General features: G+C 73.8%; 12 protein-coding genes. 4 read left to right on the top strand and 8 right to left on the bottom strand.

The window, feature by feature from the left end:
- Nucleotides 1-468 precede the first annotated feature (468 nt).
- From ACGFYN_RS04365 to ACGFYN_RS04335, 7 genes are all read right to left on the bottom strand, one after another.
- On the bottom strand, nt 469-2,448 hold the full coding sequence (locus tag ACGFYN_RS04365; RefSeq protein ID WP_393864231.1) for a hypothetical protein: 1,980 nt from the start codon (nt 2,446-2,448) through the stop codon (nt 469-471).
- Nucleotides 2,449-2,641: 193 nt separating this feature from the next.
- Nucleotides 2,642-3,733, bottom strand: coding sequence for a hypothetical protein (locus ACGFYN_RS04360; protein WP_393864230.1), 1,092 nt, complete (start codon nt 3,731-3,733; stop codon nt 2,642-2,644).
- A 270-nt stretch (nt 3,734-4,003) separates the two neighbouring features.
- Nucleotides 4,004-5,170, bottom strand: coding sequence for a vWA domain-containing protein (locus ACGFYN_RS04355; protein ID WP_393864229.1), 1,167 nt, complete (start codon nt 5,168-5,170; stop codon nt 4,004-4,006).
- A complete protein-coding gene (locus ACGFYN_RS04350) occupies nt 5,167-5,331 on the bottom strand; it encodes a hypothetical protein (protein ID WP_393864228.1) in 165 nt (54 codons plus the stop codon). The genes ACGFYN_RS04355 and ACGFYN_RS04350 overlap by 4 nt, the downstream gene beginning before the upstream one ends.
- Nucleotides 5,328-7,814, bottom strand: a complete 2,487-nt coding sequence (locus ACGFYN_RS04345; protein WP_393864227.1) for a DUF5682 family protein — start codon at nt 7,812-7,814, stop codon at nt 5,328-5,330. Before ACGFYN_RS04345 ends, ACGFYN_RS04350 begins: the two co-directional genes overlap by 4 nt.
- Before the next feature lie 13 nt (nt 7,815-7,827).
- Entirely contained in the window at nt 7,828-8,070 is a 243-nt protein-coding gene (locus ACGFYN_RS04340; protein WP_393864226.1) for a hypothetical protein, read from the bottom strand.
- Nucleotides 8,067-9,197: an AAA family ATPase gene (locus tag ACGFYN_RS04335; RefSeq protein WP_393864225.1), complete on the bottom strand. Its 1,131-nt coding sequence runs from the start codon at nt 9,195-9,197 to the stop codon at nt 8,067-8,069. Before ACGFYN_RS04335 ends, ACGFYN_RS04340 begins: the two co-directional genes overlap by 4 nt.
- 133 nt (nt 9,198-9,330) lie before the next feature.
- Between ACGFYN_RS04335 and ACGFYN_RS04330 the strand changes: the two genes are divergently transcribed.
- Both ACGFYN_RS04330 and ACGFYN_RS04325 read left to right on the top strand, forming a co-directional pair.
- The gene (locus ACGFYN_RS04330; protein WP_393864224.1) at nt 9,331-10,686 is read left to right on the top strand and encodes an SWIM zinc finger domain-containing protein; all 1,356 of its coding nucleotides are present in this window, start codon (nt 9,331-9,333) and stop codon (nt 10,684-10,686) included.
- Between the two features lie 64 nt (nt 10,687-10,750).
- On the top strand, nt 10,751-12,370 hold the full coding sequence (locus ACGFYN_RS04325; protein WP_393864223.1) for a DUF5691 domain-containing protein: 1,620 nt from the start codon (nt 10,751-10,753) through the stop codon (nt 12,368-12,370).
- Between the two features lie 155 nt (nt 12,371-12,525).
- On the opposite strand, the gene ACGFYN_RS04320 is transcribed toward ACGFYN_RS04325, so the two are convergent.
- Nucleotides 12,526-12,936, bottom strand: a complete 411-nt coding sequence (locus ACGFYN_RS04320) for a cobalamin B12-binding domain-containing protein (RefSeq protein WP_393864844.1) — start codon at nt 12,934-12,936, stop codon at nt 12,526-12,528.
- A gap of 355 nt (nt 12,937-13,291) precedes the next feature.
- On the opposite strand from ACGFYN_RS04320, the gene ACGFYN_RS04315 reads away from it, so the two are divergent.
- Together ACGFYN_RS04315 and ACGFYN_RS04310 are read left to right on the top strand one after the other, a co-directional pair.
- Nucleotides 13,292-14,158 (top strand): lipase family alpha/beta hydrolase, encoded by an 867-nt coding sequence (locus ACGFYN_RS04315; RefSeq protein WP_393864222.1) that lies wholly within the window; start codon nt 13,292-13,294, stop codon nt 14,156-14,158.
- A gap of 225 nt (nt 14,159-14,383) precedes the next feature.
- Nucleotides 14,384-15,916, top strand: coding sequence for a M23 family metallopeptidase (locus ACGFYN_RS04310; protein WP_393864843.1), 1,533 nt, complete (start codon nt 14,384-14,386; stop codon nt 15,914-15,916).
- The last annotated feature ends 19 nt before the right edge of the window (nt 15,917-15,935 follow it).

Genomic DNA, 15,935 nt, shown 5'->3' with positions numbered 1-15,935 from the left:
GCAACGTGACGTCCGCATGTGTCACAAGGGAGGCGCACACGGTGTCCGAGCGCGCGGCATGTCCGTCTCGCAGGTTATCCCTGCTTCCGAGGGGCCTCTAAATCGCGGGTCACACCTGAGCGGTGATACCTGTCACATGATGCCGTACTCACTGGCACGGCGTGCCGTATGTGAGGCACCCGAGCGGTATGGGGCGCAGGACGGAGAAGGGCCTCACCGGGCTGGGGTTGACCCGGTGAGGCCCCTTGAACACCCCGGAAGGGCCACGAATGGGCCGCTCCTGGGGCTGCGGACGGGCGATCACCACCCCAATGGGGACCGTCCGTCCCGTTCCGCGGGGTCCCGGCCGGACGGACCGACGGCTTTCGGCCGTCCGGGTCTCGTCACCCCGTGGAGTCGGTTGGCCGGCGCGCCCGTCGAGCGCGCCGGTTCGGGACGCGCCCGTCCTCGGGCGCGTCCGGTGGGGGGTCAGATGCCGTACGTGCCGCCCTCGCGCAGGTGATCGGGCGGGACGGATCCGGCGACGCCGTCGACGCCGGTGACGGCGTGCCCGGCGAGCGGGCCGGCGGTGGAGCGCACGGTGCCGGTCAGGTCACCGGCGAAGGGCGCGACCTGGTCCACGACGCCGTACGCGAAGGGGCCGGCCTCGCCGGACACCCCGCCCGCGAACGGGGCGACGTCGCCCGCGACGCCGTACGCCAGCGTCGTGGCGCTGCCGCCGACGCCCCGCACGACCGGCCGGACCGTCCCGGTGACGGTGTCCACGACGGGCTGCACGGCGCCGGTGACACCCTGCGCGAACTGCGGCACCTCGCCCGTGAGGCCGTCGGCGAGACCGGTCGCGTGACCGACCACGCCGTGCGCGAACGGCACAGCGGCCTCGGCGATCCCGCCGGCGAACGGCTGCACGTCGCCGGTCACGCCGTACGCCAGCGCACCCGAGTCCGTCACGGCCTGCCCCGCCACCGGCAGCACGCCGTCCACGGCGGTGTGCACGACCGGCGGCAGCACGGAGCCCGTGACGTCGTCACGGACCTGGCCGACCAGGCCGGTGGCGTACGGCGGCACGTCCGCGACGACTCCGCCCGCGACCGGCACCACGCCGTACACGGCGTCGCCTGCCACCGACCGCACGTCGGACACCGCACCGCCGGCGACGGGCGCCACGCCCCGCACCACACCGCCGGCCACCGGCTGCACGCCCTGGACGACGCCGCCCGCGACGGGCTGGACGTCGGCGACGACGCCGTACGCCAGCGCCGTCGCCGCGTCGACCGCGTGACCGGCGGTCTGCGCGACCCCGGCCACCGCTCCGCCCGCGACGGGCGTCACCCCGTGCACGGCACCCGTGGCGACCGGCACCACGCCGTCCACCGCGTGACCGGCGACGGGCGGGACCCCGGCGACGGCCTGGCCGGCGACCGGGACGACACCCGCCACGGCCTGCCCCGCGAGGGGCGTCACACCGTGCACGGCACTGGCCACGAGCGGCGGGACGGCCTCCCCGACGACCGGGGCGACCAGGCCGGGAACGCCGCCGACCGTGCCCACGACCTGCTGCTCGACACCGGTGACGGTGCCCGTGACATGGCCGGGGACCGCGTAGACGGCCCCGTGCGCGGCGCCGGCGACGGCACCCGCCTCGCCCTGGACGGTGCCGGTCGCGCCGCCCACCCGGCCCTCGGCGCCGGTCACCGCGGTCCGCGCGGCGCCGTGGACACCCGCCGCGGTGCGGCCCGCGCCCGCGCCCGCGACGGCGTACTGCGCCTTCGTCCGTACGGCACCGTCGACTCCCTGCGTCCGGGTGCGGGCCGCCGACTGCACACCCTGGAGCTTGGTCTGGGCGGCGGCGAGCGCCTCCTCCACCTCCGGCGCGAAGGCGCCGAGGGGACCGAAGAGGTAGTCGACATCACCGCGGGTCGAGGAGGTGGCGCCGGAGACGGTGGTCCGGGCGGCGGTCACGGTGTGCTCGGCCGTGGCGTGCACGTCGGTGTACGCCCGGGCCTGCGCGGCGCGGGCGGCCTTGGCGCCGTGGATGGCGGCGGCGCCCCTGATCCTGGAGGCGGTTCCGGTCGTCCTCTCCGCCGTCCGGGCGGCGGAGGACTTCGCGGCGACCTGACGACCGGCCTGCTCGGCGGTGCCGGCGGGCGTCGCCTTCCGGACCCCGCCGAGGGTGTCGGTGACCGTGGAGGTCGCCTTGCCCGCGGTGCCGTGCGCCGTGCCGGTGACGCCGGAGACGGTGTCGTGCACACCGGTGACCACGCCGTCGACCGTGCCGGTGACGGCGTCGGTGACCGAGCCGAGGGTGCTGCCGGTGTCACCGGTCGCGTCGGACGTGGACAGGGAGGATGCGGGCAGTTCGTCCGCGCTGGCTACGGCCGAACCGAGCGCCCACGCACCGGTGACACCGGCGGCTATGACGATGGAACGGCGGATGTTCTTGTTCATGCGTGCGTCAGATCCCTAGATCTTCGAAAGGCTTGGGGCATGTGCGGCACCGCGTCCTGTCCTGGTCCGGGGGAGTCGGGGACCAGCGGTGGCGGCGGCTTGCCGTCCGGGGAACGGAGACGTGCCCGGACGGACGGGCAGACCTGTTCCACCCCCGCGCGGCAGGTCCGGCGGGGAAAGGGTCTGCCGTGCCCTAGCCGGGGAAGACGGGGATGTCCCGGTGCCTGTCCCGGGTGCCGGCGGCGTCGGCGCGCACTGCGGAGCCGGGCACGAGCAGCAGGGGCGCCCGGTGGTTCAGGGTGACGGCGTGCGCGTCACCGTGTCTGGAGCCGCCGTTGTCGACCGCGGCATGGCTCACCAGCTCGTCGGTCGGGTCACTGTCGGGGGCCTGGTGCGGGTGTGCCGGGGCGCGCCCGGCAGAGGCCACCCGCTGCACACGGCCGGCACCGGCCACGGCACTGGTGCTGCCGGTGGCGAGCTGCGGCCCGAACGCCGTACCGCTCGCCGCCGCCGACCGCCTCTCGTCCACGGCCGCTTCCGCCGCATGTCCCGGCTCGCCTGGCTGCGGGGCCTGTACGACCGGTGCGGGGAGCGTGTGGCCGGGCAGCGCGGGAGCGCTGGGCAGGGTCGGCAGAACGGGCACCGACGGAGACCCGGGCACCGGCACGGACGGCAGGGAGGCCAACGGCGGTATCTGCGACGTCACTTCGCCGAGCCCTGCGGTCACGGTCTCCACCAGGTCACCCACCGGCTGTACGACGCGCACGCCCACGGTCCGGACGAGCTGCTCGGTCAGCGGGCCGAGGACGGAGTCGTCTGCGCCGGGGCGCGTGAGGACGTCGGTGAGCGGCTGGCCAGGGGACTCGGTGACCGGGCGGACCGGAACCGGGTGGGGCTGGGGGGCGGGCGTGGCCGGGGTGTGCGGCTTCGGCTGGTCCGGAGTGGGGTTCGGCTCGGCAGCGGGTGCCGTCGGCTGCGCGGGGGGTGCAGTCGCCTGCGCCGCGGGTGCCGCCGGGGCGTGTGTCAGCCGGTCGACCGTGCCGACCGCGCCGCCGACCAGGGAGCGGACGCCGTCCACCGGGTCGGCCGATACGGCCTTCGCGGCGTTCATGGAGGAGGTGGAGGAGAGGGCCGGTGTCCCCTCCGCCGCGTGTGCCTGCTCGCCGCACAGGAAGCCGAGTGCGAACAACCCGCCCACCAGCAGGACCACTTGCAGCGCACGCCGCCCGGTCGCCGTGCGCATCACGCGCACAGCGACTCCGGGCAGAGCTGCTGACCAGGTCAAGGGGGGCGGGTCCTCCCGTGCGGCGGAACTGATGACACGTAACGAACCGTGCCGAGCTACGAGTCGACTCGGCGCGGTACGAACGGGCGGAGCGCGGCGCACCGCCGGCGAGCGTCGATCCTCGCACGGGACTCCGGAGGTTGCGCAAGCCCCCTGTTACCGATGGGTAGTCATGTCCCTTTTGCTGGGCCAAGTCGGACGACGACTGGTCGACAAATCGTCACCGAACACCACCGCCTGCCCGTGCGCGTCTCCCGGCCGGCCCGGCGCTCACGCCGTGTCCGGTATCGGCAGCGGCCGCTTCTCGATCGCCGCCGCCATCACCTCCGGGAAGAGGTCGGGCGTGCACGCGAACGCCGGTGCCCCCAGCGCCCCGAGCGCGGCCGCGTGCTCCCGGTCGTAGGCGGGCGCGCCTTCGTCCGACAGCGCGAGCAGCGTCACGAACTGCACCCCGGACGCCTTCATCGCGGCGACCCGCTTGAGCATCTCGTTGCGTATGCCGCCCTCGTAGAGATCGCTGATGAGCACGACCACCGTCTCCGCGGGCCGGGTGATCTGCGACTGGCAGTAGGCGAGCGCCCGGTTGATGTCCGTGCCGCCGCCGAGCTGCGTCCCGAACAGGACGTCCACCGGGTCGTCGAGCTGGTCGGTGAGGTCTACGACCGCCGTGTCGAAGACGACGAGTCGCGTGGAGATCGTCCGCATCGAGGCGAGCACCGCTCCGAACACCGATGCGTACACGACCGATGCCGCCATGGATCCCGACTGGTCGATACAGAGGATGACCTCCTTCTTGGTGGACTGTGCCGCCCGCCCGTACCCGACGAGCCGCTCGGGCACGACCGTCCGGTACTCGGGCAGGTAGTGCTTGAGGTTGGCCGCGATGGTGCGGTTCCAGTCGATGTCGTGGTGGCGCGGCCTGCTGATCCGGGCGCTGCGGTCGAGCGCGCCGCTGAGGGTGGCGCGCGTGCGGGTCGCGAGCCGCTTCTCGAGGTCCTCGACGACCTTGCGCACGACGGCCCGTGCCGTCTCCTTCGTCGTCTCGGGCATGGCCTTGTTGAGGGAGAGCAGCGTGCCGACGAGGTGGACGTCGGCCTCCACCGCCTCCAGCATCTCCGGCTCCAGCAGCAGCGTGGACAGACCGAGCCGGTCGATGGCGTCGCGCTGCATGACCTGGACGACGGAGGAGGGGAAGTACGTACGGATGTCGCCGAGCCAGCGTGCCACGGACGGCGCCGACGCCCCGAGCCCCGCCGAACGGTCCCGCCCCGCCTGCGCCTTCTTGTCCCCTTTCCCGTACAGCGCGGCCAACGCCCCGTCCATCGCGACGTCCTGGCCCGACAGCGCGCATCCCGTGCCGTCGGCCGCGTCGCCCCCGAGCACCAGCCGCCAGCGCCGCAGCCGCTCCTGCGCCGGGTCCGTCGGCACGGTGGTCATCGGCACACCCCCGGACGGGGCCGGTCCCACAGCGGCATCACCGCGACGCAGAACGCCGGACGGTCCTTCGCCCCGCCTCCGTACCGGTGGCCGTCGCCGTCCCGGCCGGCCGCCGGCCCGCCGACGCCCTCCCGCGCTTGCGTCCGTCTGTTCTTCGTCATCCCGCCACCTCCGCAAGGTCGTTGTCTATGTCCTCTTCCGCTCCGCCCGGCCGGGCGGGGCCGTCCAGCCCCAGCAGCAGCCGGAGCACCGGCACTACGGCGTCCGCGCGCGCGGGGTCGAGATCGGCCGCGAAGCCGGGTATGCCGGAGCCGGCGGCCGTCACGCCGCCCCGCTCCCCCGGTCCGCGACGGACCAGCTCGCCCAGCGTCCGGCGCACCCCGGGCTCGTACGCCGAGAACGTCCGCCGCAGCAGCGGCAGTACGTCCGTGAACGCCTCCGCCGGCACCCCGGTCAGCCACGCGTCGACCAGCCCGAGCAGCCGCTCGTCATGGACGAGGAGCATTCCGCCGCCGGACCCTCCGCCGACGAAGCCCTCGATCCACGCGGCCGCGTCCCCCGGCGGCGTCCCCGGCGACAGCACGAGCCCCATCAGCCGCGCCGCCTCGTCCTGCTCCAGCTCGCCGTCGTCCAGCAACAGCCGTACGGCCCGGCCCCGGATCACGCCGGGCACGGTGTCCCGTACGGACAGCACGCGCAGCACGGACTGCCAGCGCCCGCGCAGATCGCGGTGTTCCGGCCCGGGCACGTCGCCCAGCAGTCCCACCGCACCGTGCACCGCGTCCACATGGCGCCGCATCTCCTCGGCGGCGTCCGCGTCCAGGGCCGCGCAGGCCGGTGGCAGACCGACGAAGATCCGCTCGGCGAGGCCCGCGGCGACCTCGGCCAGCGCCCCGGTGCCGGTGCCGCGCACATCGCCGTACCGCAAGGAGCGGACCAGGGCCGGCAGGGCCTGCGCGAGATGGCCGACGTCCGTGTCGAGCGCCGCGCGGTCGGCGAGGACCCGCATCACCACCGGCAGCGCTCTTGGCAGTTCGGCCAGCAGGCAGTGCTCGGCGAGCCCGGTGACGTCCGCCAGGGCCCGCGCGCCGAGGGCGTCCGCCTCGGCCTTGGCGGTCGCGGCGGCGAGCACGGTCGTGCCCCACACCCCGGCCTCCGCGACCCGCACGGACAGCTCCGGCTCCCAGCGCAGCCGCCATGTCTCCCGGAAGGTGCCCGTGCTCCCGCGGGACACCGCCGGCTCGCCCCACGCGATGCCCAGCAGCCGCAGCCGGTGCAGCAGCCTGCTGCGCCCGGCGTCGGTCTCCTTGCGCAGGTCGAGCTCCAACTCCCGCTCCAGCGCCTCCGGTTTGAGCCGCAACCGGCGCTGGGCCCGGTCCAGGTCCCGCTGCAACGGCACGGCGGGCGCGGCCTGCGGCACCTCCCCCAGCACGTCCCCGACGACCAGCCGGTCGTGCACCAGCGCCAGCGGAACGTCCGAGCCCTCGCACATCACCGCACGCACGGCGTCGGTCGTCTCGCCGAGCCCAGGCAACGGCCGGCCGCGCATCGCGGCCAGCGTCTCGGCCAGCCGCACCGCCTCGATCACATGCGCCGAGGAGACGATCCGGTCCTCGTCCCGCAGCAGCCCGGCCACCTTGGTCATCCACCGCTCGACCGGCCGGTCCGGGGCGGCGAACAGATGCCCGTACCAGCCCGGCGAGTCGATCCCCGCTCCGTACCCGCTGACCCGGGACAGCCGCCGGTGCGTCCACGGCACCCAGGTCATGTCCGCCTTGACCTTGGGCAGCCCCTTCAGCAGGGCCCGGTCGGCGGCGACGGCCGTCTTCTGCCGCAGCGCGGGCACGTGCCAGGCCCCGCACACGACGGCCACCTCGCTCCCGAACTCCCGCTGCGCCGCTCGTACTTGGAGCCGCATGTACGCCTCCCGCACGAGGTCCCGCTCGTGTCCCCCGGTGCCGTACGCCTCCCGCAGGGCCCCCATGGCCTCTTCGAGCACGGCGAACGGAGCGAACGCGTCCCCCTCACCGATCCCCCGGTGCTCGACGACGTCCTCCCACCACCGCTCGGGATCGTCATAACCGGCGGCTTCGGCGAGAACGGCGAGCGGGTCGATGCGGACGTCGACGTCGGCTGCCGGGTCGTCGTCGGAGGTCTGAACGTCGCCGTCGCCACCGGGTTCGGCAGCCGCACCGCTGTCGGCATCGGCACTGCTGTCCGTGCCGGCGTCCGCACCAGCGCCCTCCCGGTCGCCCGCCGCGTCCTCGTCCAGCCCCTCGCTCCTCCCCCACGCCAGCGAGTGCGTCGCCGGCAAGTCGATGAAGCGCGCCGGGACTTCGTGCCCCACGGCCCATCGGATCGCGACCCACTCCGGGGAGAACTCGGCGAACGGCCAGAAGGCCGAGCGGCCGGGCTCGTCCACGGCATGGGCGAGCAGGGCGACCGGCGGCCGCATCTCCTCCTCGGCGGCCAGCGGGATCAACGCGTCGGCCTCGGGCGGCCCTTCGATCAGCACGACCTGCGGCCGGGCCGCGTCCAGCGCCGCCCGCACCGCGCGCGCCGAGCCGGGTCCGTGATGCCGCACGCCGAGCAGCAGCGGCCCGCCACCGGCCGCCCAACTCCCGCCCCTGTCCAGCCCCGTCACACCGTCCCCCTCGTCATCGCCACGCCCGGCGGCCGGTGGCGGGCGTCTTCCTGAAGCCCGCCCCGCCACTGCCGCGCCCTTCGTGCACACCGCCCTCGTACGACGCGCACATGAAGCCGCCCGACCCCTTGGACCCACCCGATCCCATGAACCCACCGGAGCCCTTCGACCCGCCCGGATCCTTGGGTCCGCCGGAGCCCTTGCTCCCGCCCGAGTCCTTGCCGCCGCCCGTGCGGCCCCACCCCAGATCGCTCACGCGCCGACCTCCCGGCAGGCCCGGTAGAAGTCCTTCCAGCCGTCACGCTCGCGGACGACCGCCTCCAGGTACTCCTGCCAGACGACGCGGTCGGCCGCGGGGTCGCGGACGACGGCGCCGAGGATGCCCGCGGCGACGTCGCCGGCCCGCAGCACGCCGTCACCGAAGTGGGCGGCCAGGGCGAGCCCGCTGGTGACGACGGAGATGGCCTCGGCCGTCGAGAGCGTGCCGCTGGGCGACTTGACCTTCGTACGGCCGTCGGAGGTGACCCCGTCACGCAGCTCGCGGAAGACGGTCACGACCCGGCGGATCTCGTCGATGCCGTCGGGCACGGCCGGCAGGTCCAGCGAGCGGCCGAGCTGGTCCACACGGCGCGAGACGATGTCGACCTCGGCCTCGACGCTCTCCGGTAGCGGCAGCACCACCGTGTTGAAGCGGCGGCGCAGGGCGCTGGAGAGTTCGTTGACCCCGCGGTCCCGGTCGTTCGCCGTGGCGATCAGGTTGAAGCCACGGACCGCCTGCACCTCCTGCCCCAACTCCGGTATGGGCAGCGTCTTCTCCGACAGGATCGTGATCAGCGTGTCCTGCACGTCCGCCGGGATACGGGTCAGCTCCTCCACCCGCGCCGTCATCCCCTCCGCCATGGCCCGCATGACCGGGCTGGGCACCAGGGCGTCCCGGCTCGGGCCGTTGGCCAGCAGCTGCGCGTAGTTCCAGCCGTAGCGGATCGCCTCCTCCGGCGTGCCCGCCGTGCCCTGCACGAGCAGCGTCGAATCACCGCTGACCGCCGCGGCCAGGTGCTCGGACACCCAGGTCTTCGCGGTGCCGGGCACGCCGAGCAGAAGCAGGGCGCGGTCGGTGGCGAGCGTGGTGACGGCGACCTCGACGATGCGGCGCGGGCCCACGTACTTCGGTGAGATCACCGTGCCGTCCGGCAGCGTGCCGCCGAGCAGATACGTCGCCACCGCCCACGGCGACAGCTTCCAGCGGGCCGGACGCGGGCGGTCGTCCTGCGCGGCCAGCGTCGCCAGCTCACCGGCGAAGGCGTCTTCGGCGTGCGGTCGCAACGCCTCGGCAGGCTCCTTCGCGAGAACTTCCACAGACGTCGGTTCCACGGACACAGTCATGGCTGAGGCCCCCTCCTGCTCGGCCGGTTCGGATCTGTGACCAACCGTGCACCACGCCACTGACAATGCGTTGTGACCTGCGAGAACGCGCTCGCGAGGCCGATTGTCAGTGCCGGGATCTACCTTCGATGACATGACTCAGCAGGGGGTGCGCTGGAGCGCGGATCAGGTGCTGGCACTGGCGCCTGACGCCGCGTCACGCAAAGCGGGAAGCAAACTCGGTGCGGCCGGGCCGTGGTCCGGGACGGGGAGTTCCGACGAGGGGGCGGTGTGGGGGCTGTGCAAGGGCAGTGGCAGCAAGCCGTATCAGACGGTCGTCGACATCGCGGACGCGGCCGGCCCCGCGTACAAGTGCAGTTGCCCGAGCCGCAAGTTCCCGTGCAAGCACGCCCTCGGGCTGCTGCTGGTCTGGGCGGGCGAGGACGGCGCGATGCCGCCGGGCGAGGCGCCGGACTGGGCGGAGCAGTGGCTGGCGGGGAGAAGACAGCGTGCCGAGCAGAAGCGGGGGGCGCCCGCGGCCGGTGCCTCGCCCGGCTCCGGTGATCCGGAGGCCGCGCGGCGCCGGGCGGAGCGCCGTGCCGAGCGGGTGACGGCTGGGGCGACCGAGCTGGAGCAGCGCCTGGCGGACCTGCTGCGCGGCGGCCTGGCAAGCGCGGAGCAGGCGGGTTACGGGCTGTGGGAGGAGACGGCGGCCCGCATGGTCGACGCCCAGGCTTCCGGACTGGCCGCCCGTGTGCGGGAGTTGGGGTCCATCCCGTCGTCCGGGCCCGGCTGGCCGGTGCGCCTGCTGGAGGAGTGCGCGCTGCTGCATCTCCTCGACCAGGGCTGGTTGCACCGCGAAGACCTGCCGGACGGCCTGGCGGCGACGGTCCGTGGCCGTATCGGCCTGTCCGGCACCGCGGACGGCCCGCCGCTGCGCGACCGCTGGCTGGTCCTCGCCCAGTACGACACGGCGGACGCCCGCCTGACGACCCGCCGCATCTGGCTGCACGGCACCGACTCGGACCGGACGGCACTGCTGCTCTCCTACGGCGCCGCGGGCCGCGCACCCGAGCTCGCGCTGCCCGTCGGGCTGGCCCTGGACGCCGAGGTGTCCGCCTATCCGGGCGCCGGCCAGCTGCGGGCGGCCCTGGGCGAGCAGTTCGCGCCGCCGGCACCCGACGCGACACGGCCACCGGGAGTGACGACGGCCCAGGCGGCGGCACGCTACGGCGAGGCGCTGCGGAACGACCCCTGGCTGGACTCCGTGCCGGTGACCCTGGACCGGGTGGTACCGATCCCGGACGGTGACTCATGGCAGCTTGCGGACGCGGACGGGGACACGGCGCTCCCGCTGACCCCGGCCGCCCGTTCCCGTCCCGGCCTGTGGCGCCTCGTCGCCCTGTCGGGCGGCGCCCCGGTCAAGGTCTTCGGCGAGTGCGGCCACCGGGGCTTCACCCCGCTGACGGCCTGGCCGGAGAAGCCGGGAGAGGCGGTGGCGCTGTGCTGACCACCCGAACCGCCGGCATCCCCGGCCCCTGTCTCCTCCTCGGCACTCCACGGAAAGGAACCGCATGAACAGGACGCCCGCACCTGTGGATGCGCCCGCGCCGGGCGCCTGGGAAGAGCTCGTCACCACAGCCCTGCTCGGGACGGAGCGACGTACCCCGCCGGGCGGTGCGCCGGGGCGGGAAGCGCCGCTGGCGCTGCTGGACGCGGCAGCCGTGGAGACCGTACGGCGGCGGGCCGGACTGCGGCCCGCCCGCGCCGCCGGGCGGCCGGAGCCGGCTGCCGAGGACCCGCGGCCCGCGCTGCCCGCGGCGGCGGCCCGCAGGCTCGCGCTGCTGCTGGCCGACCGCCCCGGCACGGGCAGCGGCCGCAGAGGTACGGCACCGGACCTCATGGAGCTGCTGCCCCAGTGGCTCGCGGCGGCGAACACCCGCGGTTTCGCGGCACCCCCACAGGCGCTGCCCGCACTGCTGGACGCGGCCCGGGGACGCACGGATCTGCGGCCCGCGGCGCTGGCCTTCGCGGGCCCGCGCGCGGTGTGGCTGGCCCGGCTGAACCCGGACTGGCGGTTCGCCCTGCGCGCGACGCCGGGCGGGGGCACCGCCCTGCCGGACCCCGAGGACGCCGAGCACACCCGGCGCCTGTGGGAGGAGGGCCTGTTCGCCGAGCGGGTCGCGCTGCTGTCCGCCCTGCGCGCCCGTGAGCCCGGCGCCGCCCGCGAACTGCTGTCGACGACGTGGAGCACGGAGCGGGCCGAGGACCGTCTGATGTTCCTGGACTCGCTGCGCACCGGACTCGGCCCGCGGGACGAACCCTTCCTGGAGCAGGCACTGTCCGACCGCAGCCGGAACGTCCGGGCGACGGCGGCCGAGCTGCTCTCCGCGCTGCCGGGCTCGGCACTCGCCGCGCGGATGGCGGTCAGAGCCGCGGCGTGCGTGGCCGTCGACCACACCCAGGACGCACCGACGATCACGGTCGAAGCGCCGCACGAGTGCGACTCGAGCATGGAGCGCGACGGTGTCGTGGCCAAGCCTCCGGCAGGACGGGGTGAACGGTCATGGTGGTTCGGCCAGTTGGTGGAGGCGACACCGCTCGCGACCTGGTCGGCGCGGCTGGGCGGGCGTACGCCCCGGGAGATCGTGGGGCTGCCGGTCACCGACGACTGGCAGGGCGAACTGCACGCGGCCTGGTGCCGGGCGGCCGTGCGGCAGCGGGACCCCGAGTGGGCCCGCGCGCTCCTCGGCGCCCCGTCCGCCCCGGAGGCCGGCGGTCCGGGTGCGGTGTCGCTGGCCGAGCGCGCCAAGCTGCTCGGCACCCTGGACACCGTCGAACGGGCCGACTGGGTCGCCGGGTTCATCGCGGCACACGGCTTGTCCGAGGCGTTCCAGCTGCTCGGAGTCTGCGCGTTGCCCTGGACGGCACCGCTCGGCGGGGCGGTGGTCGACGCGCTCAACATCGCGCGGGACGCGGGGAGTTACCCATGGAGCTTCAGCGGAGTGATGGGCCTGGCCGAACGCTGCCTCGACCCTTCGGAGGCAAGCCGCCTCGACGGCCTGCTCGCGATACCGGACGAACACGAGGACGCGTCACCGGGCGCCGGCGGCTACTGGGCGGAGGCGTTCCAGCGACTGGTCACCACGCTGCGGCTGCGCAAGGCGATGGCGGAGGAACTGGGAGCGGCATAGGGCTGCGGCACGACCTCTGCCCTGGCCGGCACCATCCAGCCCGTCCGGCGTTCGAGGACGAGACCCGCAGGGTCGACCGGGGGTCCGGGTGCGGAGCCCCGAGGGCCGGTCACCCCACCCGACCCGCACCGGACAACGCCCGCACCGCCCAAGACCTACGCGGGCTGCCCCGCATGGCCCCGCACCCAGTCCACGATCGACTGCGTCGTGGCCCCCGGGGTGAAGATCTCCGCGACACCCAGCTCCTTCAGCGGCGGAATGTCCGCCTCGGGAATGATCCCGCCGCCGAACACCAGGATGTCCTCCGCGTCCCGCTCCTTGAGCAGCTCGATCACGGCGGCGAACAACGTGTTGTGCGCGCCGGACAGGATGGACAGCCCGATCGCGTCGGCGTCCTCCTGGATCGCGGTGTCGACGATCTGCTCGGGGGTCTGATGGAGCCCGGTGTAGATGACCTCCATACCGGCGTCGCGCAGCGCCCGCGCGATCACCTTGGCTCCCCGATCGTGGCCGTCGAGCCCCGGCTTGGCCACCACCACGCGGATCGGACCGGCTGCCACACCCATCACTGCCTCCATGAAGCGACTGCATTCATCCCTACCGACAGGTACAGAGGTACCCGCGCCCACCAGGGAAGTGAACGAACGTTATCCCCAGCATCCCGCAACCGGCAGTTTCGCGGTCCAGACCGAGGGGGAAATCACACGATGGGACACGTTCACCGCGCGGCGTTCCGGCGGGAGCTCGCGCAACAGGAGCCGCAATGAGGTCGCCGCAGCACGGCACCGCGGGAGCGCGGGCCGTGGCGGTGCGGTGCGTCGACGACGGCAGGACTGGGCCGTCGACCGCCGTCCTCGCGGCTTCCCACGAGGGCACACGGGGGACAGAGGCGTCCTCCTGCGTGCCGACAGGAGGTCGGCCATGAAGGTCACCAGGGCAGCACTGCCCTTTCCACCCCTCTGCCAGAGGCTGCATCCGGGCAGGCTGGCGGGGCTCTCACTGGCCCTGCTGAAGGCGACCGCCCTGGAGCTCGCGATCCTCGCGGGCCACCTCCTTCTCTATCCCACCGGCATCACCACGGAGCGCCGGGGAGCGTCGGCCCCGCTCCCCACGCCGGACGGCGCCGCGCAGCTGCCGACCGAGACCAAGCCCCCGGTCGTCCTGCTGCACGGCTTCATCGACAACCGCTCGGTCTTCGTGCTGCTGCGCCGCAGCCTCGCCCAGCACGGCAGGCACCAGGTGGAGTCGCTCAACTACTCGCCGCTGACCTGCGACATCCGTACCGCGGCCGAACTGCTCGGCCGGCACATAGAGGAGATCTGCGAGCGCACCGGCAGCAGGCAGGTCGACATCGTCGGGCACAGCCTCGGCGGGCTGATCGCGCGGTACTACGCGCAGCGGCTCGGCGGCGACATCCGCGTCCGCACCCTGGTCACGCTGGGCACCCCGCACTCCGGCACCCGGGTGGTGCCGCTGGCCAACGCGCACCCGATCGTGCGCCAGATGCGCCCCGGCTCGGAGCTGCTCGAGGAGCTGACCCGGCCCGCACCCGGCTGCCGTACGCACTTCGTCAGCTTCTGGAGCGACCTCGACCACCTGATGGACCCGCTGGAGACCGCCTGTATCGATCACCCCGACCTGATGGTGCAGAACGTTCAGGTGAGCGGGATCGGGCATCTGGCCCTGCCGGTGCACCCCGCCGTCGCGACCGGGATACGCCAGGCCCTCGACGCCGAGCGAACGGGAGCCGAAGCCGCCGCCCACGCCGACGGCCTGACAGTGGCGTGACAGGCGCCCCTCAGAGACTTCACATCGAACAGCGCTCGAACACACGGCCAAGGCCGCGTCCGCACTCCGCCGAAACACGGCCGAATGCCCGTTTCCTGCGCGACCGAAACCAGTTGAAGATTGTCGCGCCCGTATACCGCCGGGTACAGTCGCCGCACTGCTCTGGCAGCCCCTGTTGTCGAGGCGAAAGAGAAGTTGGTGAACGACCGTCACCCGTCGGGGACCATGACCACCCCGACCCCGGCTTCCGATGCCGCCTCGGCGCACTTCGCGCCCTATGGCACGCAGGAGGCCCAGTACGGCGACTTCACCACGTACGGCGACTACGACGCCAACGGTTTTGCGACCGGCGGGCACCCGACCGCAACGGCGACCTTCGACGCCGACCCCCTCTTCGGTAGCCTCCCCGGCGACGGCACCGGCTCCTACGACGCGTCCCAGTGGGGCACGGGCCACCACCAGACCGTGCACTACGACGCGTACGCGGCCGGGCACCAGGCCGCATACGACACCGGCGCCTACGAGACGAACGCCTGGCCCGCCGGCTACCAGCAGCAGCCGCTCCCGGTGATCCCGGCGCAGTCCACCGGCCATGACGTCTCCGGCCAGTGGGATGCGAGCGCCTGGCTCCAGCCCGATCAGCAGGGCCACGCGGCCGACCAGACCCAGCAGTGGGAATGGGGCACGCAGACCTTCGAGACCGGCACGTACGACGCGACGCAGTGGAACTCCGCCGGCGAGCAGCCCGGAGAACCGTTCGACCAGCAGTCGACCACCGTCTTCGAGCAGACCGAGCCGGACGCGTACACGGGACAGGACGCGTACCCGAAGCAGGACGCGTACTCCGGCCAGGACCCGCATACCGACCACAGCCCGTACGGGGACCAGAGCCCGTACGAGGAACACGCCCAGGACGACGGCGAGTTGGGCTCCACCGGTGAACTCCCCGCCGTGGCACCGCTGCTGGACGACCAGGAAGAGGTCGTGCCGGTTCCGCCCTCGCGTGCCGCCGCGCGCAACGCGTCCCGTTCCCGCCGCCGCGCCCCCGCCAAGCGCTCCGCGCTGCTGACCATCGCCGTGCCCTCGGCCTGTGTGATGGGTGTGGCCGGTATCGCCGCCGCTTCCGTCGGCACCTTCAGCGAGGGCAAGGACACCGCCACGACCGCGTCGGACGCGCACGCGGTGAAGCCGTCCTCCGCCAACAACAAGCTGGACAGCCAGCTCCAGAGCCTGTCCGCGGGCGCCGACGACTTCGCCGACCGGGCCAGCCGCACGCAGGAGCGCATCGACCTCAAGGCCCAGCAGGCGGCCGACAAGAAGAAGGCGGCGGAGGAGGCGGCCCGCAAGGAGCGGCTGCGCCCCAAGTTCGTGCTGCCGGTGACCCAGAAGGGGCTCAGCGCCTACTTCGGCCAGGCCGGCATCAACTGGATGTCCGTGCACACCGGTATCGACTTCCCGGTCTCGTACGGCACGACGGTGATGGCCGCGACCGACGGCACCGTCCGTACGCAGTGGAACAGCGCGTACGGGAACATGCTGATACTGACCGCGAAGGACGGCACGGAGACGTGGTACTGCCACCTCTCCAGCTACCGCGTCTCCTCCGGCACGGAGGTGAAGGCCGGCACGCCGATCGCGTACTCCGGCAACTCGGGCAACTCGACCGGCCCGCACCTGCACTTCGAGGTCCGGCCGGGCGGCGGTGCGGCGGTCGACCCGCTGCCGTGGCTGCGCAGCCACGGGCTCGACCCGACGTAGACCTGATGAACTTCCCTGC

Origin of the sequence: Streptomyces sp. NPDC048419, from assembly GCF_043200415.1 — a bacterium.
In the GTDB taxonomy this organism is placed as follows: Bacteria; Actinomycetota; Actinomycetes; order Streptomycetales; family Streptomycetaceae; genus Streptomyces.
This window is presented reverse-complemented; position numbering and strand designations above follow the sequence as displayed.